The sequence below is a fragment of the Prosthecobacter sp. genome (genome assembly GCF_044222345.1).
Lineage (GTDB): Bacteria > Verrucomicrobiota > Verrucomicrobiia > Verrucomicrobiales > Verrucomicrobiaceae > Prosthecobacter.
Map to the genome: position 1 here is coordinate 23,257 of NZ_JBGANL010000033.1, position 24,059 is coordinate 47,315.

At 61.9% G+C, this 24,059-nt stretch carries 19 protein-coding genes, 1 tRNA gene and 1 riboswitch; of the genes, 8 read left to right on the forward strand and 12 right to left on the reverse strand.

The annotated features are described in order from the left end of the window. Positions 1 to 4: 4 nt before the first annotated feature. Both ACILSL_RS17205 and ACILSL_RS17210 read right to left on the reverse strand, forming a co-directional pair. On the reverse strand, positions 5 to 1,468 hold the full coding sequence (locus ACILSL_RS17205; RefSeq protein WP_395733292.1) for a LamG-like jellyroll fold domain-containing protein: 1,464 nt from the start codon (positions 1,466 to 1,468) through the stop codon (positions 5 to 7). After that, complete coding sequence (locus ACILSL_RS17210; RefSeq protein WP_395733293.1) at positions 1,465 to 1,998, reverse strand: sigma-70 family RNA polymerase sigma factor; 534 nt, start codon at positions 1,996 to 1,998, stop codon at positions 1,465 to 1,467. The genes ACILSL_RS17205 and ACILSL_RS17210 overlap by 4 nt, the downstream gene beginning before the upstream one ends. 347 nt (positions 1,999 to 2,345) lie before the next feature. Here ACILSL_RS17210 and ACILSL_RS17215 point away from each other — a divergent pair, with 347 nt between their 5' ends. Continuing rightward, positions 2,346 to 3,293, forward strand: a complete 948-nt coding sequence (locus tag ACILSL_RS17215; RefSeq protein ID WP_395733294.1) for a class I SAM-dependent methyltransferase — start codon at positions 2,346 to 2,348, stop codon at positions 3,291 to 3,293. A 23-nt stretch (positions 3,294 to 3,316) separates the two neighbouring features. On the opposite strand, the gene ACILSL_RS17220 is transcribed toward ACILSL_RS17215, so the two are convergent. Together ACILSL_RS17220 and ACILSL_RS17225 are read right to left on the reverse strand one after the other, a co-directional pair. Continuing rightward, positions 3,317 to 4,588 (reverse strand): putative Na+/H+ antiporter, encoded by a 1,272-nt coding sequence (locus ACILSL_RS17220; RefSeq protein ID WP_395733295.1) that lies wholly within the window; start codon positions 4,586 to 4,588, stop codon positions 3,317 to 3,319. 157 nt (positions 4,589 to 4,745) lie between these two features. Then, entirely contained in the window at positions 4,746 to 5,435 is a 690-nt protein-coding gene (locus tag ACILSL_RS17225) for a GNAT family N-acetyltransferase (RefSeq protein ID WP_395733296.1), read from the reverse strand. An 84-nt stretch (positions 5,436 to 5,519) separates the two neighbouring features. Between ACILSL_RS17225 and ACILSL_RS17230 the strand changes: the two genes are divergently transcribed. Further along, positions 5,520 to 7,238, forward strand: coding sequence for a DUF4407 domain-containing protein (locus ACILSL_RS17230; protein ID WP_395733297.1), 1,719 nt, complete (start codon positions 5,520 to 5,522; stop codon positions 7,236 to 7,238). Positions 7,239 to 7,434: 196 nt separating this feature from the next. Continuing rightward, positions 7,435 to 8,835 carry a DUF1501 domain-containing protein gene (locus ACILSL_RS17235; RefSeq protein ID WP_395733337.1) on the forward strand — a complete coding sequence of 467 codons (1,401 nt, stop codon included), beginning with the start codon at positions 7,435 to 7,437 and terminating at the stop codon, positions 8,833 to 8,835. 61 nt (positions 8,836 to 8,896) lie between these two features. On the opposite strand, the gene ACILSL_RS17240 is transcribed toward ACILSL_RS17235, so the two are convergent. Then, complete coding sequence (locus ACILSL_RS17240) at positions 8,897 to 11,182, reverse strand: DUF1549 domain-containing protein (protein WP_395733298.1); 2,286 nt, start codon at positions 11,180 to 11,182, stop codon at positions 8,897 to 8,899. A gap of 264 nt (positions 11,183 to 11,446) precedes the next feature. Between ACILSL_RS17240 and ACILSL_RS17245 the strand changes: the two genes are divergently transcribed. The 3 genes from ACILSL_RS17245 to ACILSL_RS17255 all read left to right on the forward strand — a co-directional run bounded on the left by ACILSL_RS17245 (position 11,447) and on the right by ACILSL_RS17255 (position 12,868). Next, positions 11,447 to 11,995, forward strand: coding sequence for a hypothetical protein (locus tag ACILSL_RS17245; RefSeq protein ID WP_395733299.1), 549 nt, complete (start codon positions 11,447 to 11,449; stop codon positions 11,993 to 11,995). Positions 11,996 to 12,058: 63 nt separating this feature from the next. Further along, entirely contained in the window at positions 12,059 to 12,754 is a 696-nt protein-coding gene (locus ACILSL_RS17250; protein WP_395733300.1) for an HAD-IA family hydrolase, read from the forward strand. 39 nt (positions 12,755 to 12,793) lie between these two features. Next, positions 12,794 to 12,868: transfer RNA gene (locus ACILSL_RS17255), tRNA-Lys, on the forward strand. A 336-nt stretch (positions 12,869 to 13,204) separates the two neighbouring features. Here the strand turns inward: ACILSL_RS17255 and ACILSL_RS17260 are convergent. The 6 genes from ACILSL_RS17260 to ACILSL_RS17285 form a co-directional block, all read right to left on the reverse strand. Continuing rightward, a complete protein-coding gene (locus tag ACILSL_RS17260; protein WP_395733301.1) occupies positions 13,205 to 13,939 on the reverse strand; it encodes a hypothetical protein in 735 nt (244 codons plus the stop codon). A 61-nt stretch (positions 13,940 to 14,000) separates the two neighbouring features. After that, positions 14,001 to 14,750 (reverse strand): hypothetical protein, encoded by a 750-nt coding sequence (locus ACILSL_RS17265; protein ID WP_395733302.1) that lies wholly within the window; start codon positions 14,748 to 14,750, stop codon positions 14,001 to 14,003. Positions 14,751 to 14,792: 42 nt separating this feature from the next. Beyond that, positions 14,793 to 16,082, reverse strand: a complete 1,290-nt coding sequence (locus ACILSL_RS17270; protein ID WP_395733303.1) for a nucleotide disphospho-sugar-binding domain-containing protein — start codon at positions 16,080 to 16,082, stop codon at positions 14,793 to 14,795. Positions 16,083 to 16,118: 36 nt separating this feature from the next. Further along, complete coding sequence (locus ACILSL_RS17275) at positions 16,119 to 16,724, reverse strand: TetR/AcrR family transcriptional regulator (RefSeq protein WP_395733304.1); 606 nt, start codon at positions 16,722 to 16,724, stop codon at positions 16,119 to 16,121. 315 nt (positions 16,725 to 17,039) lie between these two features. After that, entirely contained in the window at positions 17,040 to 18,131 is a 1,092-nt protein-coding gene (locus tag ACILSL_RS17280) for a YhcG family protein (RefSeq protein WP_395733305.1), read from the reverse strand. Positions 18,132 to 18,152: 21 nt separating this feature from the next. Next, positions 18,153 to 18,407: a hypothetical protein gene (locus ACILSL_RS17285; RefSeq protein ID WP_395733306.1), complete on the reverse strand. Its 255-nt coding sequence runs from the start codon at positions 18,405 to 18,407 to the stop codon at positions 18,153 to 18,155. A gap of 1,222 nt (positions 18,408 to 19,629) precedes the next feature. Here ACILSL_RS17285 and ACILSL_RS17290 point away from each other — a divergent pair. Further along, on the forward strand, positions 19,630 to 20,199 hold the full coding sequence (locus tag ACILSL_RS17290) for a hypothetical protein (RefSeq protein WP_395733307.1): 570 nt from the start codon (positions 19,630 to 19,632) through the stop codon (positions 20,197 to 20,199). A gap of 88 nt (positions 20,200 to 20,287) precedes the next feature. On the opposite strand, the gene thiC is transcribed toward ACILSL_RS17290, so the two are convergent. Next, positions 20,288 to 22,252, reverse strand: a complete 1,965-nt coding sequence (gene thiC / locus ACILSL_RS17295; protein ID WP_395733308.1) for a phosphomethylpyrimidine synthase ThiC — start codon at positions 22,250 to 22,252, stop codon at positions 20,288 to 20,290. A gap of 63 nt (positions 22,253 to 22,315) precedes the next feature. Then, positions 22,316 to 22,427, reverse strand: a riboswitch (TPP riboswitch). Between the two features lie 243 nt (positions 22,428 to 22,670). On the opposite strand from thiC, the gene ACILSL_RS17300 reads away from it, so the two are divergent. Further along, positions 22,671 to 24,035 carry a vanadium-dependent haloperoxidase gene (locus tag ACILSL_RS17300; protein WP_395733309.1) on the forward strand — a complete coding sequence of 455 codons (1,365 nt, stop codon included), beginning with the start codon at positions 22,671 to 22,673 and terminating at the stop codon, positions 24,033 to 24,035. Positions 24,036 to 24,059: the final 24 nt, after the last annotated feature.

The following is a 24,059-nucleotide window of genomic DNA, read 5'->3' on the forward strand; positions in this document are numbered from 1 at the left end:
GGGATCAATGGTAAGGATTGCCTGCGGCATGGAGGGCGCGGAGTTCATCGTCCGACATGGCGCGGCCGAGCAGGAGGAGTTCATCGACACGGCCGCTGAGCTTGCGGTCCTGCTGGTTCCAGTTGCCGATCTGCGCGGGGCCGAGGCGTGCGGGGTGCGCGGTCTGCAGGTGGGTTTCACTGTCGAACTGACCGTTGAGATAAAAGCGCACGGTGCCGCGTGTGGAATCATAGACGGTGGCCAGATGCACCCAGCGGCCCTGCTCGGGCAGCACGGGGGTGCGGGAGTCGGGGTGGCCCTGGCGCTCGGTGGCACCGGGGGCGAGGGTGTTGCCGATGAGGGCGAGGCGCATGGTGGTGTCGCGATTGATGATCCAGTGCACCTGGCCGGGGTTGTTGCCGCTCCAGCCATCCGTATGTAGCAGGGACTGGTAGGGTGCGCCGAGGCGGTCAATGCGCACCCAGGCGGCGAGCGTGAGCTGCGGCCAGTCGCGGCCACCGCCGACGTCGAGTTTCAAGTGATCGCCCACATTCACAAACTCCGGCGCGTGGGAGCCGGGCCAGCGGCCCTGCACGCGGCGGTAGACGCCGGGGAGTTCTTCGGCGGATTCGAAATCGAGCAGCGCAATGAGCGCGGGGTCCTGCTTCAAAGCAGCGACTGCTGCGGCGGAGCGCGCACGCTGACCGGCGGCGAGCCCGGCGGTGAGGCCGGGGAGTTCATCCGGCTGGATGAAGGCGGAGGAGCGCAGCTCGCGTGCGGTGCTGGCGCCTTGAGCAAAGGAGACGGCATCGCCACCGCGCAGGCTTTGATTGGCCTGCGCGCCGGAGGCCTTGGTGATGACCTCGCCCTGAAAGACGTGGACTTCAGCTGAGCCGCTGGAGGGCACATCCACACCGAAGCGCGTGCCGAGATCCACGGCATCTCCGGTGGGGGTGATGACGGTGAAGCCCTTGGCTGAAGGTGGGACATCGGCAGCAAGACGGCCGCGCTTCATGTGCAGACGCTGCGCGGATTCAAAGCGAAACTCAGCCGGGGCCTCGATGACGATGCGTGCGCCGCGTGCGGTGGTGAGGGAGATGCTGCCCGCGCTGATGTGGTAGGATTCGCCGCGCAGGCTTGCGCCGTCGGAGAGCTCCACCACACCGGCGGCTTTGCCCACGGTGGCATAGGCGCGGTGGGTGTCCTGCCAAAACCAGACACCGAGCAGCAAGGAGATGCAGGCGGCTGCGGCGAGCCAGCGTGGGGAAGTGGTGAGCCAGCGGGTGGGCTTCACGGGTTTTTCGATCACTTGCGGTGGTGCCCAGTCTGCGGCCAGGGCTGCGAGGGCGGAGTCCACGTTGAGCAGTTCGGCAAACTCACGCCGTGCTTCGGCATCGGCCAGCAGCAGGGCATTGAGCTGCTGCAGCTGTGGCGGCGTGATGGTGCCGTCGAGATAAACGGTGGTGAGAATTTCCAGCTCTGCTTTCATGAGGCCACCTCCTGAGTCATGGCGCGGCGGATGCAGTCGAGCAGAAGCTTGCGCATGCGGTGCAGCCACTGGTAAAAGCCGGGAACGGTGCGGCCGCTGCCCTGTGCGACGGTTTGGATGCTGGAGTCAGGCTGGTAGGCCTGCATGAGGAGGCCGCGCTGCTCTTCGGGCACCTTTTGCATGCAGTGCTCCAAGGCCTCGCGCTGGCGCTCCAGTTGCGGCTCTAGGACGGTGGTTTCCTCGGCGATCTTGGTGATGACTTCTTCATCCAGCACGAGGCGGTCGCGGCCACGATCTCGCAGCCAGGCGAGGACCTCGTAGCGTGCCACGCCGAAGGCCCAGGCTTTGAAATCTGCGCCCTCGCGCAATGAGTCGAATTTCTCCCAGAGCACCACGCTGATCTCCTGCATCACGTCATCGGCATCCGCGCGTGCGGGCACCAGCCGCCGCACATGGGCGCGGATGGCGGGCTCATGCGCGGTGAAGCTGCGCAGGAAGCGGTGGTGGCGTTCGTTTTCGGAGGGAGGCATGCGGGGACACCCTGTTATCTCCAGCTGGAGGCGGCTTTTTACGCGGAATGCACATTTTTGTGCATGAGCGTGGAATGGTTGCCACTTGAGAATGAGGCATCCGTCCCGCCGAGTGGCTCAGCAAAGGGCAGGCAGAAATGAGTGCCGAGAACGTGAAGGCTGGCTTTTTTGCAAATCGCCCCCGATGTCCGGCTTTGATTAGTCATGAAGCATATAAATTTTAAAATAATTAATAATTATGACTGATTTGATAGCTTGATGTTAATAATTTTTTACTTCCCGAAAGATCAGGAGGGGCTTATTATCAAATAAGTAAACCTGCCGACCTAACCGGCCATCTCCTGCGCATGCCGCCCACTGTCCTCCAAGAAAGCCCTACCGTTCGGAAGAACGACTTTGCGCCATTGATCCAGTGCGATGACCTCCTGCGCGAGCTCATAGCTCAAGGTGGGCCGATGCCGAATGACTATGGTCACATGAACCGGGCACTGAGGCATCTTGGGGATGCAGTGCGGGCCGGAGTGATCGCGCGGGATGACGTGGTTGCTTACGCTCAAGACGTTACCAACCGCCACCTGGAAGGGACCATGCAGGCGCGGGCGCTGGGCAAGAAGTACGGCTACAGCGGTGATTTTGAGATCATTGAGGCTATTTACACGATGCAGCTCGCCCAGGAGCCGCACCTGCGGCGCTGGGATCTTTATTTTCATTCGCAGGCGGCACCCAATGCGGTGCGCAATCGCAAGGCCTACTTTCACCAGTTGCTGAACTCCCACTCCGCCGGGCGCACCAAGGCCCCTCTGAACGTGCTGAACGTGGCCAGCGGTCCGGCGCGTGATGTGCGCGAGTGGGTGCTGGACAATCCTGACTGCGAGGTGTTTTTCGACTGCGTGGATGCCGAAATCCACGCCATCGAGCGGGCGAAGAAGCTGTGCGAGCCGTTTGCGAAGCGGGTGGAATTTTACCACCGCAATGTGCTGCGCTTTCTGCCCGCCAAGGGCTACGAGCTCGTGTGGTCAGCCGGGCTGTTCGACTACCTCACGGACCGGACGTTTGTCTTTCTGCTCAAGGCGCTGATGGCCGTGACCAAGCGGGGCGGGGAAGTGGTGGTGGGGAATTTCTCCGACCATAATCCGAGCCGCGACTACATGGAACTGCTGGGCGACTGGGTGCTGCAGCACCGTACGCGGGATCACCTGCGCGCCCTGGCGCTGGAGGCCGGAGCGCCGGCGGATTCCATTGAGGTGATGTGGGAGCCTGAGGGCGTGAATCTGTTTTTGCACATCCGGCGGTAGGACTGGACAAAATCCAGTCGGGATCAGACAAACCAGAAGAAGACCACGGCGATGCTGGTCGGCAGCAGGGCGCCGAGGAAGAGGCGCAGGGGGCTGATGCCTTCGTTGCTGAAGGCCTTGGAGCTTTGCAGGATGCCGATGCCGGCGGGATTGGGCGCATTGGCGATGACGGTGAGGCCGCCACCGGTGACCGCACCGGCGACGAGGGCGTACTGGAGCCTGGGGGAGATGCCTTCGACCAAGGAGCCGAGATAGGTCAATGCGGCATTGTCGGTGAGGGCGGTCAGGCCGGTGGCGCCGAAGTACATGCTGGAGCCATCCAGTCCGGCGATGAGCGGCTGCAGCCACCAGGACTGCAGGGAGCCGAGGGTGACGAGGCCGGCGAGGAAGTAGCCGACGAGAAGGCCCTCGCGCAGGCGCAGATCGTCCTGATACTCGGGCGTGGCGCTGACCATGCCGAGGAAGAGCATGAACACGCCGAAGAAGACATCCGGGTGATGTGCGAACAAGACGACGAGAGCGAGAAAGACGACATGCAGCAGCGTGAGCCATGCGGGCAGGGGCCGCGCGGGCTGCTCCACCACTTCCACACGGCCCAGTTCGGCCCGGTAGAAAAAGGTCACAAGAGCGGTGGCGACGATGCAACTGGCGATGGCGCGCCAGCCGAAGTGGGAGAGCATGAACCAGGTGTCCCACTGCCACTTGGAGGCGACCATGAGCACAGGCGGCGCGGCAAAGTGGGTGAGTGTGCCGCCAATGGAGATGTTTACAAAGAGCAGCCCGAGCGTGGCGTAGGCGAGGCTCGGGCCGATGCCGCAGTCAAAGTAACGACGCTTGAGGAGGATGGCAATCAGGGTCATCGCCGCAGGTTCGGTGATGAACGAGCCCAGCAGGGTGCCGAAGGACAGGGCGGCAAAATAGTAGGCCACGCTGGTCTGCAATGGCAGCAGGCGTGCGAGGCCTGAGATGCAGGCCTCCGCGAGCTGCACGACAGGGCGGGTGGCTGCCACGACCATGACGACGAAGACAAACTTGGGCTCGGTGAAATTCAACCCGTCGATGTATTCCACCGCATCATGGAGCGAGTGCTTCAGCGCGGCGATGCCCGCGAACAGCGCCGCTCCCCAAAGGCCAAAGACGACTTCGGTTTCGGCCAGGAAATGCAGGATGTTCTCCTTGATGGAGCCTTCAGGATAGCGATGGGCCCAGTGGGCGAAGCGCTTGACCGCAAAGGTGTGCAGCACTGCGAGTGCGAAGAGCGAGGTCGCGAGAAGTTCGATGGGTGAGGCAATCATGCTTTGGAAGGGCCAGGCATTGGCGGATACGGACGTGGGTCCTGTGGATTACGAATGACGTAGCAGGGGGAGGAGGATTTGTCGTCTGCTTCTGCGCTAGGAACGGGCCCTGCCATGCGGTTGAGCGTGGGGATTAGTCAGGGCGGCTTGAGTGGGGTCAGGCTGCGGAGCTGCGAAGCGAGACCCCTGTGTCTTGGACTGGGTGCCAGGCGGCGGAGGACCAGCAGAGGTACTGGGTGCTGCGGAACTGCTTTTTGTAGTCATACACGCTGGGCTCGCGGGTGGCGTAGCCGGAGTAGAGATGGCGGAGACCGGCGGCGCGGCAGTGCTGGATCTCCAGCAGGAGGGTGTAGATGCCGAGGCTGCGCCGCGAGTCGGCGGGCTCAAAGAAGCCGTAGACGCTGGAGGCGGCTTGCTGGCCGACATCGAGATAGCTGGCAGCGATGAGCCGGGGGCCGTCAAACACACGGACCATGCGGCACTCGCAGGGGCCACGGGTGGGATCGGGGCCGAGGAAGGTTTCCAGGGTATCGGGGATGTTGTGGGTGAAGCGCTGCTTGTGGCGCTGGAAGAGGGCGCGCAGGTCGTCGTCGATAGCGGCGGGGGCGATCTCAGTGCGCAGGCCGGCGTTCTTGTTCAGCACGCGGCGCTGGCTTTTGGTGAAGGTGCAGGATGCGAGATCAATGCGCAGTGGGGTGATGGTTTGCAGTCCGCCGTCCTGGGCGCGCTGGGTGCTGTAGCGGAAGAAATGCCTGCCAAAATGCCGCCAGCCCGTGGCCCAGGCATGATCCATGATTTCCGCAGGCACGGAATCGCAGATGAATGCATCGTCGAGGGCAGGCGTCATAGGGTAGGTCTTATTAATCCAGTCCCGCAGATTGACAATCCCGCGCCCGCCCGCACACTCCGAATCCGGCAGCCCCACACGCCTATGAACCTCCTGCAACGCATCGAACGCGTCTTTTTCTGGCTCTCCGCAGCCTCCTCCGACAACCTCGATGCCTGCCCCGCGTGGGAGCGGCGCAAGTACGTGGCCTTTGGCGCCACGGTGCTGGTGCCCTCCACGTTTGCCATCATCGCCTGCGCGTATGCGCTGAGCACGCTGACGGACAACTGGTACATCATCGCGCCGGTGTCTCTGGTGTGGTCGTTCATCATCCTGACGGTGGACCGTGCGCTGCTGGCGACGTATCGGGCCTACCAGTCTTTTTTCCGCAAGGTTTCGCAGTTTTCGCTGCGCATGGTGGTGGCGGCGCTGATGGGCATCACGATTTCACATCCGCTGACGCTGCTGCTGTTCAAGGACACGATTTCCTCGGTCATCGAGAAACACAGGCAGAGCGAGATCGAAGCGGCGCGTGAAGTTTCCAAGCAGCAGAAGATCGCCGTGGAGGCGCGGCTGGTGTCGTTGGAGGCGGAGATCGCGACGCAGCGTGAGAACTGGAACGCGACTTTCCAGGCTAAGTTTCTCGATGAGAGCGGCAAGCCGGTCGAGAAGCCGCTGACGGAGGATGAGAAGGCGGCCAAGGCGGAGCGTGAGGCGAAGATCGCTGAGGCGGTGGCTCCGGGCAAGGAGCGCCTGACGAAGCTGGACACGGAGATGGCCACGCTGAGCAAGGAGTACCAAAAGATCGCCGAGGAGCTGAACCACTGGCAGACGGAATTTGAGCGCGAGGTGAACGGCCAGCGCAGCGGCATCATCGGCCTGGGGCCGCGTGCAAAGAGCATTCAGGAGGACCAGCTCACCTGGCGGCGTGCGGAGAGCGCCCGCCTCAGCGGCGTGCTGGACACCATGACGAAGACCCGCGTGGCGGTGGTGGCTGAGATCAAAGCGGCTGAGGATGGTGTGAACACCGCGCTGGATGCCCAGGCGGCTGAGAAAGCCGCGCTGGACAAGGCGGAGCGGGACCGTGTGGCCGCGCTGAAGCAGAAGGTGCAGACGGAGCAGGCGGACCAGTTTGTGGGCCAGCAGAACGCCATCCGCGAGACGCTCAAAACACAGATCGACGCTCTGCTGCTGCAGCAGAAGAATCTGCACACCGAGGTCACCCAGCTCATCAAGGACGAGGACACACGCATCTCCGGCATCCGCGCGGAGCCGCGCCGTGACATCCTCACGCAGACGCTGGCGCTGCATGAGCTGTTTGAGCAGGGGGCGCAGGGCGGCACGTTTGCCCTCGTCGCCTACCTGGTGCTGACGCTGCTCTTCATGCTGGTGGACACGATTCCGCTGATCATGAAATTCTTCTCCAAGCCCGGCCCGTATGACACCCTGCTGGACCGCGAGGAAATGGGTTTTGAAGGCGAGCGCAAGGCCTTCATGGAAGGCTTCAGTCTGCAGATGAAAGAGCTGGCGGGGAGCAAGATGCTGAATCTGACGCGTAACAAGATGATGGAGCGTTCGCTGATCACCAGCGTGGATGGTGCGCGCTCGGCGAAAGAATTCCTGGTGTACCTCATGGACCTGGAGCGCGACTTTGAAGAGCGCAGCCGCATTGCGCGGGAGCTGGCCGCCAAGAGCGGCGTCAGCCACACGGCTGAAGCGATCGAGGAGATGTCCCGCAATTTCTACGCGGACCTGCGCGAGCGCATGGAGACCTTCTTCCGTGACGATGCCAGGCGCGGGACGCCGGCGACAGGTCGGGCGTGAGGGGGGGGCGATGGGCACTCCTGCCAGTCGGCGAGAGCTTACGCAAATTTCGCCGTTCCCGAATTCCATGGACGCTGCTCCGCGCGGGGTGTGGCAAGAACGCCAATCTACGGGTAAGGAGTGCCCATCGTACTTACCCAGTAAGAGCGGGCTGACTCGGCCCGTATGTTGCTATGTGAAAACCATGCCTTCCATGATGCCTTTCAGCCGTCGCGAGATGCTGCGCAACTCCTGCGCGGGATTTGGCTATCTGGCGCTGCAGGGCGTGCTGGGGCTGGAATCTGCCAAGGCGGCGGTGATTGATCCGCTGGCGCCGAAGCAGCCGCACTTTCCTGCCAAGGCGAAGCGGGTGATTTTTCTGCTGATGAAGGGCGGGCCCTCGCAGGTGGACACATTTGATCCGAAGCCGATGCTGGATCGTGACCACGGCAAGCCGCCGCCCTTTGCGCTGCCGCGCGTGAAATTTGCCGAGACGGGCAACCTGCTGAAGTCGCCCTGGAAGTTCAAGCAGTACGGCCAGAGCGGCCTGCCGGTGAGCGATCTCTTTCCGCATGTGGCCAAGCATGTGGATGACCTGTGCATCATCCGCTCCATGCACGGCACGAACCCGGCGCACGGCGGGGCTTTGCTGAAACTCCACACGGGCAGCGACACCTTTGTGCGCCCGAGCCTTGGCTCATGGGTCAGCTATGGCCTGGGCACGGAGAACTCGGACCTGCCGTCCTTTGTCACCATCTGTCCGACGCTGGCCCATGGCGGTGTGAGCAACTGGAGCTCCGCTTTCCTGCCGGCCTACTGCCAGGGCACGCCGCTGGGCAATGCCAGCATCCCTGCGGAGCAGGCGGTGGTGAAGCATATCCATAACAAGATGCTCACGCCAGAAATGCAGCGCTCTCAGCTGGATCTGGTGTCGCAGATGAACCAGTCGCATCTGGCCATGGCCGGGGCAAATGCGGCACTGGAGGCGCGAATCAATTCTTTTGAGCTGGCCTACCGCATGCAATCCACGCTGCCGGAGCTGCAGGACATCTCGGGCGAGACGGAGGCCACGCGCAAGATGTACGGCCTGGATGATCCGGTGACGGCGAATTTTGGCCGCCAGTGTCTCATGGCGCGGCGTTTTGCCGAAAGCGGCGTGCGCTTTGTGCAGGTGACGCACAGCGACAGCTTTGTGCAGTGGGATCAGCACAGCGATCTTCTCAAAGGCCACACCAAGAACGCGGCGGAAGTCGACAAACCCATCGCCGGATTGCTGGCAGATCTCAAATCACGCGGCCTACTGGAAGACACGCTGGTTGTCTGGGGCGGCGAATTTGGCCGCACGCCGGTGGCGCAGGGCAGCGATGGCCGTGACCACAACCCGCACGGCTTTACCGTGTGGCTGGCCGGTGGTGGCTGCAAACCTGGCACGGCCTACGGCGCGACGGATGACTACGGCTACTACGCGGCTGTGGATAAAGTGCACATTCACGACCTGCATGCCACGATCCTGCACCTGCTGGGGCTGGATCATTTGAAACTGACCTACCGCTACGCCGGGCGTGATTTCCGGCTCACGGACATTGCGGGCGAGGTGGTGAAGGGCGTGATGGCGTGAAAGTAGTCCGGTTGCGACGCAACCGGAGTATCCAGACCAGTTGCGGCGCAACTGGGCAACTTTACTGAATGAAGAAGAACTGGCGGGTGTTCAGCACGGTCCAGAGGACATCACCGCGGTCGGTGGTGTCAGCGTTGTCGGCGATGGGCTTGAGCAGTTCCTTTTCCGCAGGGGTGGCCCTGCGGCTGAGGAGGCTGAGATAGACGGTGTCGATGACGGCTTCGGAGCCTTCTTTCCTGGCTTTGTCCATCGCGCGGGCGATGACGGTGTAGCGGTTCATGAGGTTGCTGAAGATCTTGCCGTTCAGCAGCATGAGCGCCTGGCTCACGCTGGCATCGTCGTTGGCGTTTTCGACGAGCTCGCGGTCGCTCTGGCCGAACTCGCGCAGGAAGTGGCCGTTGGGGGCGGGGCTGCGCAGATCGGCGGCGCGCAGCATGGAGGTGTCGCGGAAGTTTTCCCAGGCGATGAGGGAGGTCTTTTCATTTTTTTCGTCGGCGGCAAAGCGTCCGGCGTCTGCCTCGAAGCGGGCTTTGGCCTGCTGATTGAGCTTGGCGCGGCGCTGCCTGGCCAGAATGTCCAGGGCCTCATCCATGCTGAGGTCTTCGCCTTCCTTTTTGAGCTTGATGACTGCGGCCACTTCCTTGGCAAAGTCTTCATCCTTGGAGAATTCATCCAGCTTGCCTTCGCGGGCGAGTTCGGCAAAGCGCTTGAAACCGACGTCATAGACCACGGCGTCCACGGCTTCGTCGATGCGCTTGCGCTGGCTCTGGATGGCCTTGCGGGCGGCGCGGATGGCGGCTTCGTCCTTGGCCTTGGCGGCGGCATCCATGGTTTCCTGGGCGGTGCGTACCTCGGCGGCCAGCTCCTTCTGCTTTTGAGCGACTGCGATGGTGCAGGCCTGGAGCTGCTGCGGAGTGAGGCTGTTCAGCGCACGATCCAGCCACTCGATGCGGCGCAGGGCGATCTCGGCATCCACTTTGGTGGCGATGCTGGGAGTGTCGGCGGCGGGTTTATAAAGGGCGACCATGCTGTCCCAAATCTGCTCGGCGCTCATGCGGCGGAGGAGGGGGCCGGGGAAGTTGTAGATCTCTCCGAGTTCGACGTCCTTGGTGTAGGCCTCGCGCTGGTAGGCCTGCGAATTGAGGATGGCGCGCAGGACGGCCTTCATGTCGTAATTGGAGGCCTTCATCGTTTCTTCGAGAAAGGTCATGAGCTGCGGATTGCTCGGCACGGTGCTGTCGGTGATCTCATCAACGGGTTCGATGATGCCCTGGCCCATGAGCTTTTTCCACAGGCGGTTGGCGATGACGGTGGTGAAGCGCGGGTTATCCTTGCTCGTCATCCATGAGGCGTAGGAAGCGACGGGTTTCACTCCTTCCTTCACGATCTTGCCATCCTTGCTGAAGGCGGCGGGGATGACGGGCTCGATCTTCTGCTTGGGCTTGGCGTCGGGGTATTGATAATCGTGGGGCAGCAGGAGGGGCTTTTTGTCCGTCTGATCCAGCACGGTGTTGTAGCGCAGTGGGCGAAGGATTTCAGTCATGGCGCGGCCGACGTCCTTGCGCTCGATGCCTTGAGGCAGGTTGAATTTGGTAACGGCGCCGCCGTAACGGTTGGCCTTGTTCTTGGCCGCGCCGCCGCCATAGATCGCCTGGGCGAGCAGCGGATTGGTGACGCCGTTGCTGGCGGTCATGCCGTAGGTGTGGGACGCCATCTGGTAGTAGTCCATCTGCGTCCATTTATCGAACGGATGGTTGTGGCACTGGGCGCAGACCATGCTGGTGCCGAGGAAGATCTGGGTGGTCACCGCCATGTTATCCAGCGGCATGTTGTAGTCGCGGATGTAGAAACCGATGGCTCCGTTTTCGTAGCTCTTGCCGTCTGCGGTGACGACTTCGCGCACCATTTCATCGTAGGGTTTGTTGTCGCGCAGGCTGTCCTTGAGCCATTTGGAGTAGCCATAGAAGGCGGGCAGGCTTTGGCCGCCGCCGACCATCTGGCTTTTCATGCGCAGGATGTCGGCCCAGTAGTTGTAGAAATTTTGCACGTAGCCGTCACCGGCGAGGAGCTTGTCGATCAACTTCTCGCGCTTGTCAGAGTCGCTGCTTTTGAGGAACTCGCTGGTCTCCTGCAGGGTGGGGATGCGGCCGGCGACGTCGAGGTACACACGGCGGACGAAGACTTCATCACTGGCGGGCTTGTTGGGCTGGATTTTCTCCTTGGCGAGCTTGGCGTTGACGAGTTCGTCAATCTTGGCGGCAGTGGCCTTCAGATCGGGGGCTGCACGGGCCACCAGGGCCGACGTGGCGAGCGATGCAATAACGGCACAGAGAGGATTCAGCTTCATGAACATACGGAGGGGGGATGGCGCGATAACGCCCTGCTGGCAGGGGTCTTTCACATTCTGCGACAATCTCGCGTGCATTTGTCGGAGATTGGCGGATTTTAGCTTTGACAATCCATGGTCCTTTCCGACAGAATCACGCATTAATCTATGAAATTGCTCCTGCCCCTAGTTCTACTCTCCACACTCGCTTCCTGCACCGCTACGAGGAACTTGGTGAACAACCCGCGTCCTTCGTCTGTGCTGCCTTGCCGTGATGCGGGCATCGTGAACAGGGGTCTCGGCTATGTGAGCCAGGGAGTCGGCCAGGCGGAAACCAGCACGATGGACATCGTCGATGACGGCAGCAATTTCGTCGGCAAGGTGAGTGACCGCCAGGCCCGTGACTACACCAACATCGGCTTGGATGCTGCGTATCGCACGGACGACATCGCTTTCCGTGAGACCAACCGCTACGCCGACTACGGCATGGACACCGTGGATGAGGGGGCCAGCTTCGGTGCCCGCGCCATCCGCCGCTGGCCCGGGGTCGTTACCGGCGTGATGCAGCGTGGCATGGTTTCCACCAAGAAAGTCTACCAGAGCGCGCTCTACAGCTATGGTGAAACCGTCAGCCGCGGTCTCTTTGGCGCTGTGGACATCATCACTCCCCCTGAGCCCAAATCCTACATGGTGGGCAGCCTGAACGATCTCAATGGCGGCTACCGCCTCCCCGGTTCCGGCCACCATTGCCGCCTGCCCCAGCTCCCTGTGGAGCCAGAGCAGGAGCAGACCTATGGCAAGAACCCGAAGAATCCGGTCACGGCTTCCAAGTAATTTCATCTGACTTCACCACGGGAGCGACTGCAAGGTCGCTCCCGTTTTTTGTTTTTCAGCCTCATGCCGCTGCAAACGTTGTTTTTTGATGCGGCGGGCACGCTGATCCTGCCTGCAGAGCCGGTGGGGCTGACCTATGCGCAGCATGCCCTGCGGCATGGCATCGTGGCAGAGCCGGAGTCCATCATGCAGGCCTTCCGCATGGCCTGGAAGGAGACCGCGCCACCGCTGCATGCAGTGGGCCGGCCACCCGCAGATCATGACCGTGGCTGGTGGCGCGCCCTGGTGGGCGATCTGTTGGGCCGGGAGCAGGGTGGACCGCTGGCGGAAACCGTGCTGGATGGCCTTTTTAGCGAGCTTTACCTGCACTACGCGCAGCCGCAGGCTTGGTGCGTGTTTGACGACGTGGTGTCGGCGCTGGAGGACCTCGCGCGGGATCACCGGCTGCTGGTGCTGTCGAATTTCGACCGCCGGCTGCGCAGCATCCTGGCCGGGCATGGGCTGCTGCGTTATTTTGCGCAGGTGATCATCTCCAGTGAGGTCGGAGCGGCCAAGCCGCACCCGCGCATGTTTGAGGCTGCGCTGGCCGCCGCAGGCTGCCTGCCGCAGGAGGCGCTGCACATCGGCGATGATCTCAAATGCGATCTGGGCGGGGCGCAAAGCAGCGGAATTCATGCGTTTCACGTGAAGCGACCTGAGGGCGGACTCGATGTTCTGGTGCAGAAAGTCCGCTCTGAGGCATATTCCGGCTTGCACTGAGCTGTCTTATGAATACATACCCGCCCCCGATTCGGGAATGCGCAGGTAGCTCAGCGGTAGAGCAGTTGGCTTTTAACCAATTGGTCGAGGGTTCGATCCCCTCCCTGCGTACCACTTTCAAACAAAGTGGTTTGTGAAGCGGTGTGGCAAATGCAGCCTCCTGTGGGAACTTGATGAGAACTGATTCACCCCGAAGGAGTCAACGATTTTGATCGTGCCTCATGCCCAGCCTGACACTTCGAGCAGACGACGCCTCACGCCCGCTTGCTGATGGCGGGACAGCCCGCCCGTCTGTGAGAGTGCCGTAAGCGCTGTGGCCTGCGAGCGTTCTCGCAGTCGGGCGGTTTGGCGAAGGGGGCGGTGAGGCGTGGTAGGCCCATGGACGCCAAACACGCCCAACCTACGGCCAGAGCGCCGCGCTATTCGCGAACCTGTCTGCATTGCATCCCCCTACTTCACCGGCTCCGCGCTCCAAATTTTGAGCTCGTCGAAGAAACCGTCCTTGCCCATGCAGCCAAACTCCACCTTCGACTTCGTCGGGTGGGCGATGCCGGGGGACTGCAGGAAGGCCACGGGCTTGCCGTCGATGGAGGCGCGCATGGTGTCGCCCACGGTTTCGAGGGTGAAGCTGTGCCAGGTCTGGGGATCGAGGCTGATGGGGAAGGAGACGTTTTTGCGGCCTTTCGGCGTCGGCGGCTCGCCGGTGGCGCCTTCCGGGCGGGCCACGGCCAGGCCCTTCTGGTCCACGAGGATGATTTTGTCCGCCGCGATCCGTGCCATGCACAGGTGCCCGTAGTGCGAGCCGTTGAACTTGCGGTCGTCAAACTCCGCCGTCACCGACTGCGCCCCGCCCAGCCGGAAGCGGAACTCGATCACGCTGTCCTTCGTCGGGATGTCATTGCCGATCACTGCCTGGTGCCCTTTCACGGGCGGCTTGCCATCCTTTGCCGGTGCATCAAAGCGCATTTGAGTACCCTTCAGCGCCCCGTTCTCCACCGAAAACGTCGGCACCACGATGGCCCAGCCTTTGTCCTTGCCCAGTTCGGAGCGCTCAAAGTCGTCGGAGAAAAGCAGCTCCTTCTTCTTTGCCGTTGGCTCTGCAGGAATGGCAGGCAGCTTCGGCGCATCAGCGGCGAAGGTGGAGGCGGTGATGAGCAGGAGGGGCGCGAGAAAGCGGAGGTTCATGGTGGATGAAACGCAGCTTCCTCGATCGTTTGTCAGAATGTTGCCCCCTGATCCCGTTCCTTTACTGCAAAAGGATGGTGGCAAACTGCACCCAGGCATCTGTCTTTGCGATGAGCGATGACCCCACGCAAATGACCGCGTGAGCTCCCAAGGCACTGGCAAACCAGCGGTCCATGCGGCCTTCCAGCAGGCATTTGATGCCAAAAAATACCGCCCCCAGCAGCAGGGTGGTGAGGAATGCGCTGAACCATGCTTCCATCCACGTGCCCGCGTACCAGTCGTTGAGTGCGGGCATGCGGCCCAACGCTGCGGAAACAATGGCGATGGACGCCATGAACATCATCGGACGATGCACTTCGGGGCGTCGGCGGTAGCTGATGCCGACCAGCACGAATGCGCCAAACGCGACGATGCTGCTCAGAGGCACGGTCAGAAACTCCTTGGGCGTGAGGCCAAACACCTTCAGGTCGGGGGGATTCACCCGTGCGGCATTCACGGCGAGGAGACAGCCGGTGACGACGATGGCGGCGGCCAGTGCTGTGCCGAAGAGGCCGAGGGTCATATGCACGCGCTTGCGACCGGAGGCAACGAGCAGCGGCTGCACCACGGACAGCAGCATCCAGGCGGTCATCAGCACGGCATGCACGATGAGGATCGTGCGGATGGGCGGCGTCAACGGACGCCCGGGGAAGGCCTCCATGTTCATGTAAAACAGACGGAAGCCGATGACGGTCAGCAGCAGCAGGGCGAGGGAAGCCGCTGAGTAAAAGAACCGGCTATGACGGGGCTTGGTGGAGGATGAGGTATTCATAGAAAGGGGTGGGGCTGATGGGAAAGGGGATGAATTGGAGAGTTAACAACAGCAGCTTGCAGGCTGCTCTGCGAGAGCCTCAAGCTCTGCGATCGCACAGACGCTTTCCGCTTCCTCCGCGATGGCTGTGCCCAGGCGGCGGGAGCCTTCGGTGAAGGCGGGCTCGGTGATCAGGCGGCTCAAGGCGGTGCGGATTTCCTCGAGGGTGCTGCTGGCGGTCATGCGCAGTCCTGCGCCGTGCACGACGACGCGCACGGCATTTTCATCCTGATCGCGACCGTGCGGAATGACCAGCATCGGGCGGTGATGGCTCAGGGCGCGCATCACTGTGCCATGGCCGCCGTGGGTGACGACCACGGCCGCCTGCTGCATGACGGCATTGTGCGGCGCACTCGCTACGACCACGGTGTTTTCTGCCGGACGCACGGACTCGGACGCCACCTGCCCGAGCGTCACCAGCACGCGCACCGGAAGCTCCGCCGCGGCATCGATCACTTTTTGCAGCACGCCTTCGTGGGCCTGATAGGTCGAGCTGAAACATACGGCGATGACGGGACGGGGATCGTTCTCCGGCCATGGCGAGCGCCATGGCTTTGCCCAGGCGGGCTCATCGAGCTGCGGGCCGATGTAGCGAATCTGTTCTGGCAGTTCTTTGACGGGAAAATCAAACGACCGGCTCGAAGCCAGGAGAAAGCGCGTCGCGACTTCCAGCTGCTCCAGCACGGTTTCGATCGGCATGAGTCCGAGCGCGACACGGGTGTCATTCAGCACCCCCAGGTGGGCATCCAGCATCGCCAGCGTGCCCTGGCGAATCTGGGCGTGCATGGCTTCTTCTTCGGCCGTGCGTGCTGGCGGCAGTCCGGGGCCAAAGGTCGGCATTCCTTCCAGTGGATACAGGCACAGATTGGCGGAGAGGATGGCCACCGGCTGAGCCCGGCTCTCGCACCCAGCGAGGATGCCCGGCAGCATGTCGCTGGTCACCACCAGATCCGCCGGTTCGCGATCCAGCTCAGCGGCAAGGTCGCGGGCGTAGTCGAGCGACGGGCCAAACAGGATCTTGTCCAGCGCGAGGCCGATGCCCTCCTGCGGACTGGCTGCCTCCCAGTCGCGCAGCGGGCAGCTCGCCGGTGTCTTGTCAGCCCGGTTCGGTGCGGCCTGCCACGCGTGAAAGGCGATCCCTGCCGCCGCAGCGTCTTCGCGGCTGGCCTCGTCGCTCATCAAGCGGACGCGGTGCCCACGTTCGCGCAATTTGCGGGCGAGGGTGATGACGGGCGGCACATTGCCACCGCCTTCCCAGGTGGTGAACAGGATGTTTTTGGGTTCGGTGCTCATGCGATGGATCATGGTGCAGGGGTGGATGGATGGGTGTTACCGCGGCTCGAGGGCGGCGAGGATCATCTGCCGGACGATCTGTTTGTAGGCAGGGATGGGACGCCCCATGTCGAGGCGTATCAGCTTCCAGACATAGATGTCCGCAGCCACGACGAGAGCATCCAGCGTGGCCTGGCGGCGTGCGGGCGTCAGCGTTTTCAGCCGTTCCGCAAAAGTCTCCTTCAGCCAGTCGCGGCGGCCCTGCCGCCCCACATCCAGCGTGGGCTTGAGGACCGGATGCATCTGCTCCTGATCCAGCAGCCGCAGGACCAGTGCACCCACATCTTCATAGTCCCGCGTCAGGGCATCGATGGCGCTGTCCAAATCGCCGGGAATCACCAGGCGACGCACGGCGACCGACTCGCCCATGTGTTTGTGCGCCACTTCCAGCAGTCCCATCTTGCTGCCAAACTTGCGCACCACGGTCTGCACGGTCACCCCAGCATCGGCCGCGATGTCATCGAGCTTGATCTTGTCGAACCACTCCGTTTCGGCGCGCTTGAGGAAGGCCTCAATAATTCGCCGGGTGCTGGCCTCCGCCGCTTCGGCACGGGCTGTCTGCTGGTAGTCACGCGGAGGTTTGGCGCTGGTTTCCTTTTTCATGTTAATTGTGTTAACATGAATTAAAACGGCGTCAAATATTTATTTTAGTGCGACTAACATGAAATGGGTGCGTGTGTGCTCCGGCTCCAATCAGGCTGTGGGGCATGCTTCGCCATGTCCGTGACTTCGGAGCCTGTGAAGGCCTGCCGCCAGTTTGTCAGCGCATGGCCGAAAAAGACGGGCCGGACGTTGCCGGACTCCGCCGCACGCGACCTGCGCACGTGATGAACCGGGGTGACAGGTTCACGGGGTTTAAAACGGATTTTGAACCCTGCCTCCAACGAAGAGACGCAACGTGCTCGATAGCTTCTCAGCTTATTGAGCCTTGCGGGTCGTCTTCTTCGCAGCCTTGCCATCACTCAAAGTGAGTCGCTGCCGGGCGCGGACGACGGCTTGGTGGAGCTTTCGTTCAAGCTGTTTCTTCGGCAGCAGTTGGGTCCAGTAAGTCGCCACGTGGATGCCGCTGCTGGCGAGTTCGAGCAGCTCGACGTGCTCATCGTTCTTGCCCGCGCAGAGGATCATTCCCAGCGGCGCTTCTTCGCCCGGCTCGCGGGCGTGGCGTTTCAGCCAGCCGAGATACAGCTCCATCTGCCCTTTGTCCGCCGCCTCGAAGTCGCCGAGTTTCAACTCAATCGCCACCAGCCGCTTGAGTTTCCGGTGGTAGAACAAAAGATCGAGATAGTAGTCCTTGGAATCAATCTGCATCCGCTTCTGCCGCTCCAGGAAGGCAAAGCCGATGCCGAGTTCGAGGATGAAGCTCTCCACCTCGCGCAAGATCGCCGCCTCCACATCCTTCTCGGCATAGGTGTCCTTCAGCCCGAGGAAGTCGAGGATGTAGGGATCGCGAAAGACGAGGTCGGGCGTGAGCTTGTCCTCGCTGCGCAGGGCGGCGAGTTCCTGCTTGATGAGCTTGTCCGGCTTCTTCGAGATCGCCGTGCGCTCGTAGAGCATGCTCTTGATCTTCTGCTCCAGCGTCCGCGTGCTCCAGTTTTCCATGCGGCACATCTCGGCATAGAAGTCGCGCTTCAGTTCGTCGTCGAGGTAGATGATCTGACGGAAATGCGTCCAGCCCAATTTTGTCCGCAGCGCGGTCAAAATGTTCGGATCGGGGAAGGCCTCTGCAAACTTCACCATCCGCGCTAGGTTCCGCTCACCAAACCCACGGCCAAACTCGGCTTCCAATTTTGCAGACAGTGACTGCAAAATCTCGTCCCCATAGCCTGCGCGTTTCTCTTGGAGAATGTCCCGGCGAATGCGAGTGCCGATCTCCCAATACAGGAGCGTCAGACCTGCGTTGACGGTCCGGGCAACGGCTTCGCTGGCCGTGAGGATGAGATCGCGCACCTCCGCAAGCAGCGGCGCGGCAGATTTGGGGGCGAGCGTGCGAGGCTTGGGCTTGGCGGGCATGGCTCCGTCAGAGTAGCGCGGTCAGACGGCTTCGGGAAAGGCGAATTGTCTCCGCAGTGCGGAAAGAGTCCTCGCGCCGCTCTCTATCGAAAACGTCGGCCCCCCAATGGCCCAGCCCTTGTCCTTGCCCAGCTCTGCGCGCTCGAAGTCATCGGAAAAGAGCAGTTCCTTCTTCTTCGCTGTAGGCTCCGCGGGAATGGCAGGCAGCTTCGGCGCATCAGCGGCAAAGGAAGAGATGGTGAGAAGACTGGCCAGGGTGTGGAAGCGGAGGTTCATGGGGGAGAGGGAACGCGCGGCCCACGGCGGTTTGTCAGCGCATTGTCGAAAAGGCTAGGACGCCACCTTGGCCGGCCACCGGGATCAGAGGCCCGCCTGCGGGCTGTATCAGCATCGGGTGGAAACGGGCCCGTGTCCCTGCAGCGACCGCCAAATGACGGGTCCAAACTTGGCTGACCATCGGGTGGGACTGATCCTGCGACTTGGTGACCTCGATGCCAGGCGATTTGTACCGTGGATGCCGCCTTGATTGACTAAAGTCCTGCTCCAAGCATCGGCGCTGCTGATCGAAGAGTGGATCGCCCTTGGCGATGAGGGCCGCATGGCACGTGGCGGCGGGGAGGGGAATTCCTTCAGGCATCTTTTTTTGGGTGCCCATTGAAAGTGCAAGGTGTTGTCTATCATTAAATTGAATCCATAGGAGAAAGGCAGGGGTGGTATGATCGGAAGAATTGTTTGGACGTTGGGGTAGTGAAGTTGGTAATATAAAATGACTAATAATATTGAGACGTGAGAAAATAAAAAGTAACTAGATTAGAAAAGTTTGTTCATCCTATGAAAACAACTACGGAAAGCATTTATCAGACGAGTCTTATCCAAGGTTTATCCAATTCTTCACAACGCCAACGTCACTCCTTGGCTGGCTGGGCGCGGATATTCCTGATACTGGTGGTTGCTGCCTGGGGGTTCCAGCCGATGGCCGCCAAGGCTGAGCCTTGGTGTGGCTCTACGTCGGATCTTGAGAACGTCATTGCCTACCAGGAGTATGCTTGGTGGGAGCTGAAGGATGCGATGGATTTGATGACTGATGCGGCCGAGATACTTGCTGCGGCAGATGCTTTAAACGTTCTGGACTTGGCGACTCAGGCCCTGAAGGCGCATCTGGCTGAAAACACCGGACCGTGTCCGGAGCCTTGCATCGTTTGTGGCAACGCCCCCTGCACTTGTGTGACAGTGTGCCCCATCTGCTACAGTGACCCCTGCATTTGCGTGGTGGTATGCCCCGTCTGCTACAGCAACCCTTGCGTCTGCATGTCCTTGTGTCCAGTCTGTTACAGCAATCCCTGTGTCTGCGCGTCGGTATGCCCTGTCTGCTACAACAACCCCTGCTCCTGTGTTTCTCTTTGTCCAGTCTGCTTCTGCGACCCCTGCATCTGCACCTACTGAATGCCTGCCTGCGCCGTGCGTTCTTTGAGCCCTCTGTTCACCGTCACTCACCGGCATGAAACTTGCCCTCCCCCTTGTCTTCGCGGTCCTGCTGCTCGGCTTCTTCCTGCATCAGTCGCCGCAGGCTGAAGCACCTGCGGCCAAGCCCGCACCCGTCAGCAGCAGCCCCCCAGGGGCCAAACGCCCGTCTCTCATGGCGTCTCGGACGGCGCAGCAGGCGGAGGAGCAGCGGCAGCGCCGGGAAGGAATGGATGAGGTGATGGCCAAAAATGCCCGGGCCATGACCCCGCGCCTGAAAGAACTGCTGATGAACCGCCTGATGGAAGTGAGGACTCCACGCTACAAGCAGTTGTTTGACTCTCTGCAGGTGGACACCGCCACCCAGGCAGATCTGCTGAAGGCCATCCGTGATCGGGAGGAAAGGCTCTTTGACCTGCACCGCAAGCAGCGCGCCGCCGGCATGCAAGGCATCAAGGAGTTCGGCGCGGACTACCAGATTGAACGCATGCTGACGGACAAGCTTTTCGGGCTGCTGGTGGGCGATGAAAAGGCTGCTGAGATCATCAAATTGGAGGCGGAAATGCTCGGAACCGCCCAGAAAGTCGCAAGCTCTTTGGCCGAGTAAGGAAGGGGGTTCAGAACAAAGCGGTCAAGAGCCTCCGCGCCCTCCTCACCTGAGGAGGTAGAGCGCTTATCCGGCCTATTTGGCACTACTACGCAGTGGTATAAACCTCCGCACCGCTCTCCACGAACTCCTTGCTCTTCTCGGCCATCCCCTTGGCGAGCGCTTCCTCTTCGGAGATCGCCTGCTCCGCCGCGTATTTGCGGACGTCTTCGGTGATCTTCATGCTGCAGAAGTGGGGGCCGCACATGGAGCAGAAGTGGGCGGACTTGGCGCCGTCTTGGGGGAGGGTTTCGTCGTGGAAGGAGCGGGCGGTGACGGGGTCGAGGCTGAGATTGAACTGGTCTTCCCAGCGGAACTCGAAGCGGGCTTTGCTGAGGGCGTTGTCGCGGTACTGCGCGCCGGGGTGGCCTTTGGCGAGGTCGGCGGCGTGGGCGGCGAGTTTATAGGTGATGACGCCGGCTTTGACGTCTTCCTTGTTGGGCAGGCCGAGGTGTTCCTTGGGGGTGACGTAGCAGAGCATGGCGCAGCCGTACCAGCCGATCATGGCGGCACCGATGCCACTGGTGATGTGGTCGTAGCCGGGGGCGATGTCGGTGGTGAGGGGCCCGAGGGTGTAGAAGGGGGCCTCGTGGCACCATTCGAGCTGCTTGGCCATGTTTTCCTCGATCATGTGCATGGGCACGTGGCCGGGGCCTTCGTTCATGACCTGTACGCCCTTGGCCCAGGCGCGCTTGGTCAGCTCGCCCTGCACTTCGAGTTCGCCAAATTGCGCCTTGTCATTGGCGTCCGCGATGGAGCCGGGGCGGAGGCCGTCGCCGATGGAGAAGGAGACGTCGTAGGCGGCCATGATGTCGCAGATGTCGTCCCAGTGGGTGTAAAGGAAGTTTTCCTTGTGATGGGCCAGGCACCACTTGGCCATGATGCTGCCGCCGCGGGAGACGATGCCGGTCATGCGGGAGGCCGTCATAGGCACAAAGCGCAGCAGCACGCCGGCGTGGATGGTGAAGTAATCGACGCCCTGCTCCGCCTGCTCGATGAGCGTGTCGCGGAAGAGCTCCCAGGTGAGGTCCTCGGCCTTGCCGTTCACCTTTTCCAGGGCCTGATAAATCGGCACGGTGCCGATGGGCACGGGGCTGTTGCGCAGGATCCACTCGCGCGTGGCGTGGATGTTCTTGCCGGTGGAAAGGTCCATCACGGTGTCGCCGCCCCACTTGGTGGCCCAGCGCATTTTTTCGACTTCTTCCTCGATGGAGGAAGCGACGGCGCTGTTGCCGATGTTGGCATTGATCTTCACCAGGAAATTGCGGCCGATGATCATCGGCTCCAGCTCGGGGTGATTGATGTTCGCGGGAATGATGGCGCGGCCTGCGGCCACCTCGCTGCGCACAAATTCAGCGGTGATCTCATTCGGGATGCGCTGGGGGAAGCGCTTGAAGATGCCTGGAGTGTACTCGTTCTGCACCTGTGAGGAGCCCACGTGCTGCTTGTCCAGATCATTGCGCACAATGTCCGTGGTGAAGTCGGCGATCTTCGCGCGCTTCATGTTCTCGCGGATGGCGATGAACTCCATCTCCGGCGTGATGATGCCCGCACGTGCATAGGCAAGCTGCGTCACCACCTTGCCCGGCAGGGCCTTCAAGGGCTGGCGCTGGGCATTGATGGGAGCCTTCAGGGGGCTAAGGATGCCTTCGCGCTTGGCGGCGGCGTATTCGGCGTGGTTGGCGGTGAGGTAGCCGTTGTCGCGGGGCTCGATGGCGCGGCCGTCGTAGGCTTCCACGTCATTGCGGGCGAGGATCCAGTTTTTGCGCAGGGCAGGGAGGCCCTCTTCCACCGTGCCTTTGTAAGCCGGGTCGCCCCAGGGACCGGAGGTGTCATAGACGCGCACGGGGGCGTTTTCCTCCATGCGGCCATTGAAGCTCTTGGTGGGGGAGAGGGTGATCTCGCGCATGGGCACCTGCACGTCCGGGTGGATTTCGCCTTGGACATAGACGCGGGTGGAGGCGGGGAGTTGCTCGGAAGAATGGGGCTCGAAGGAGTCTTGGGCGGCGATCATAAAAAGGGATACTCGATGCTGGATTCTAGATGCTGGATGGTGCGCTGTGGCGCGCCTGAACCGAGAAACCTCCGAGCGAACTCCCTTCGGCGGCATGACCCGCATCAGGTTCGGAGGGTTCGGATCGAGGAAGATCCGTCTCAGTCCCTGCGGCGGGACGCCCCTGTCGTGATGTGGGTGGATAGTCGGGGCGACGGGGCGAAGGTCAAGGGGAAGTGGGTGGGGAGTTGATGGGGGGGAGGTTGGCCGCAAAGAGGCGCAAAAAAGGCGGGAAAAATAGGGGGCTGGGAACGCGGGGACAGAATTGGCCTGCTGGACTTAGGCGATGGCCGAGGGGGATAAAGGCATGGCTAGGAAAAGGCCAGAAACTCGTTGTTTACTATGGTAATTATTGTAAACTTAGATGTTTTATCAGTCGATGTTGCGCATTCCCCCCCCATTTTCCGGCCTTTTCGCGGGTGCCGCCCTGCTGCTTTCCGCAGCCACGGCGGTGCGGGCGGACATCGTCTCGGACTGGAATGCGCTGGCGCTGACGTCCATGACGAGCACGGCGGACCCGCTGGTGGCGCATGATCTGGCCATCCTGGCGGCGTCCATGTACAACGCGGATCAGAGCATCCAAGGCACCTACAACACCTACGGCTACGGCTCTTACCCAGCCCCCACCATTGGCAGCGCCCCCGCAGGCGCGGATTCCCAGGCGGCGATGATCGCGGCGGCCAACACCGTGATGCAGTACCTCTATTCAGGATCGAGCACGGAAGCCACCTCCCTATACGACAGCCAGCTCAGCGGCATTGCCGACAGCCAGGCGAAGACCGACGGCATCGCCTGGGGCATCACCATTGCCAACAATTTTCTCAGCGCCCGTTCGGCGGATGGCTCTGCGGATGCCGCCACCACCACGTACTCCCCCGTAGGCACCATCGGTTACTGGCAGCAAACCTCCTCAGCCGGTGCTTTGCTGCCGGGCTGGGGCAGTGTGGGCACCTTTGCCATCCCGGGCGTGGGCGGTTACTTGACCACGTTGCCTGGCGGCTCCGTCACCGCGTATTTGCAGTCCAGCCAGTATGCGGCGGATTACGCCCAGGTGAAGGACCTGGGGTCAAACTTCAGCGCCACACGCACTTCCGATCAAACCAATCAGGCCTACTTCTGGGCTGCTGGCGATGGCACGGTCAAGATGAGCGGCATGTGGAATCAGATCGCCCAAACCGCAGCCGCCACGGCGGGTCTGAGCACTGCTGAAACGGCGCGCCTGCTGGCCACCCTGAATGTGGCCATCGCCGATGCGAGCACCGCCGCCATGGCCACGAGCTATGATCAGCAGTTCTGGCGTCCTGAAACGGCCATTGCGAACGGCGACATCGACGGCAACGCCAGCACCGTGGTGGATTCGTTCTGGGCCCCCTTGATCAATTCCCCCTCGCTGCCGGAATACGTCTCGCTGGGCGCCACCATCAGTGAAGCCGCCGCCGTCGTGCTGGCCTCCTACCTCGGCGACAATGTCTCCTTCAGCCTGGGCAGCGACATCAATGGGGATGGCAGCATCGACCTGACGCGCAATTTCACCAGCTTCAGCCAGGCCGCGAACGAAGCGGCCATGGCGGGCGTCTATGGCGGCACGCAGTTTCAAACATCCGTCGCCGACGGGCAGATCCTCGGCTCCAATGTGGCGAACTACGTGCTGGCCAACAACTTCACGGTCGTGCCCGAGCCCGCCGGTGCCGTGCTGCTGCTGTGCGGCGGCTTGTTTCTGCTGGGCGCGCGCAGACGCCGCTAGATCCAGCGCCGCCGCTGCGTTGTT

Coding starts and splice junctions, on each gene's coding strand:
- ACILSL_RS17215 (WP_395733294.1), top strand. CDS start 2,346: ATGCCGCCCACTGTCCTCCAAGAAAGCCCTACCGTTCGGAAGAACGAC.
- ACILSL_RS17220 (WP_395733295.1), bottom strand. CDS start 4,588: ATGATTGCCTCACCCATCGAACTTCTCGCGACCTCGCTCTTCGCACTC.
- ACILSL_RS17250 (WP_395733300.1), top strand. CDS start 12,059: ATGCCGCTGCAAACGTTGTTTTTTGATGCGGCGGGCACGCTGATCCTG.
- ACILSL_RS17265 (WP_395733302.1), bottom strand. CDS start 14,750: ATGAATACCTCATCCTCCACCAAGCCCCGTCATAGCCGGTTCTTTTAC.
- thiC (WP_395733308.1), bottom strand. CDS start 22,252: ATGATCGCCGCCCAAGACTCCTTCGAGCCCCATTCTTCCGAGCAACTC.
- ACILSL_RS17240 (WP_395733298.1), bottom strand. CDS start 11,182: ATGAAGCTGAATCCTCTCTGTGCCGTTATTGCATCGCTCGCCACGTCG.
- ACILSL_RS17285 (WP_395733306.1), bottom strand. CDS start 18,407: ATGAACCTCCGCTTCCACACCCTGGCCAGTCTTCTCACCATCTCTTCC.
- ACILSL_RS17290 (WP_395733307.1), top strand. CDS start 19,630: ATGAAACTTGCCCTCCCCCTTGTCTTCGCGGTCCTGCTGCTCGGCTTC.
- ACILSL_RS17280 (WP_395733305.1), bottom strand. CDS start 18,131: ATGCCCGCCAAGCCCAAGCCTCGCACGCTCGCCCCCAAATCTGCCGCG.
- ACILSL_RS17260 (WP_395733301.1), bottom strand. CDS start 13,939: ATGAACCTCCGCTTTCTCGCGCCCCTCCTGCTCATCACCGCCTCCACC.
- ACILSL_RS17275 (WP_395733304.1), bottom strand. CDS start 16,724: ATGAAAAAGGAAACCAGCGCCAAACCTCCGCGTGACTACCAGCAGACA.
- ACILSL_RS17230 (WP_395733297.1), top strand. CDS start 5,520: ATGAACCTCCTGCAACGCATCGAACGCGTCTTTTTCTGGCTCTCCGCA.
- ACILSL_RS17205 (WP_395733292.1), bottom strand. CDS start 1,468: ATGAAAGCAGAGCTGGAAATTCTCACCACCGTTTATCTCGACGGCACC.
- ACILSL_RS17270 (WP_395733303.1), bottom strand. CDS start 16,082: ATGAGCACCGAACCCAAAAACATCCTGTTCACCACCTGGGAAGGCGGT.
- ACILSL_RS17225 (WP_395733296.1), bottom strand. CDS start 5,435: ATGACGCCTGCCCTCGACGATGCATTCATCTGCGATTCCGTGCCTGCG.
- ACILSL_RS17210 (WP_395733293.1), bottom strand. CDS start 1,998: ATGCCTCCCTCCGAAAACGAACGCCACCACCGCTTCCTGCGCAGCTTC.
- ACILSL_RS17300 (WP_395733309.1), top strand. CDS start 22,671: ATGTTGCGCATTCCCCCCCCATTTTCCGGCCTTTTCGCGGGTGCCGCC.
- ACILSL_RS17235 (WP_395733337.1), top strand. CDS start 7,435: ATGCCTTTCAGCCGTCGCGAGATGCTGCGCAACTCCTGCGCGGGATTT.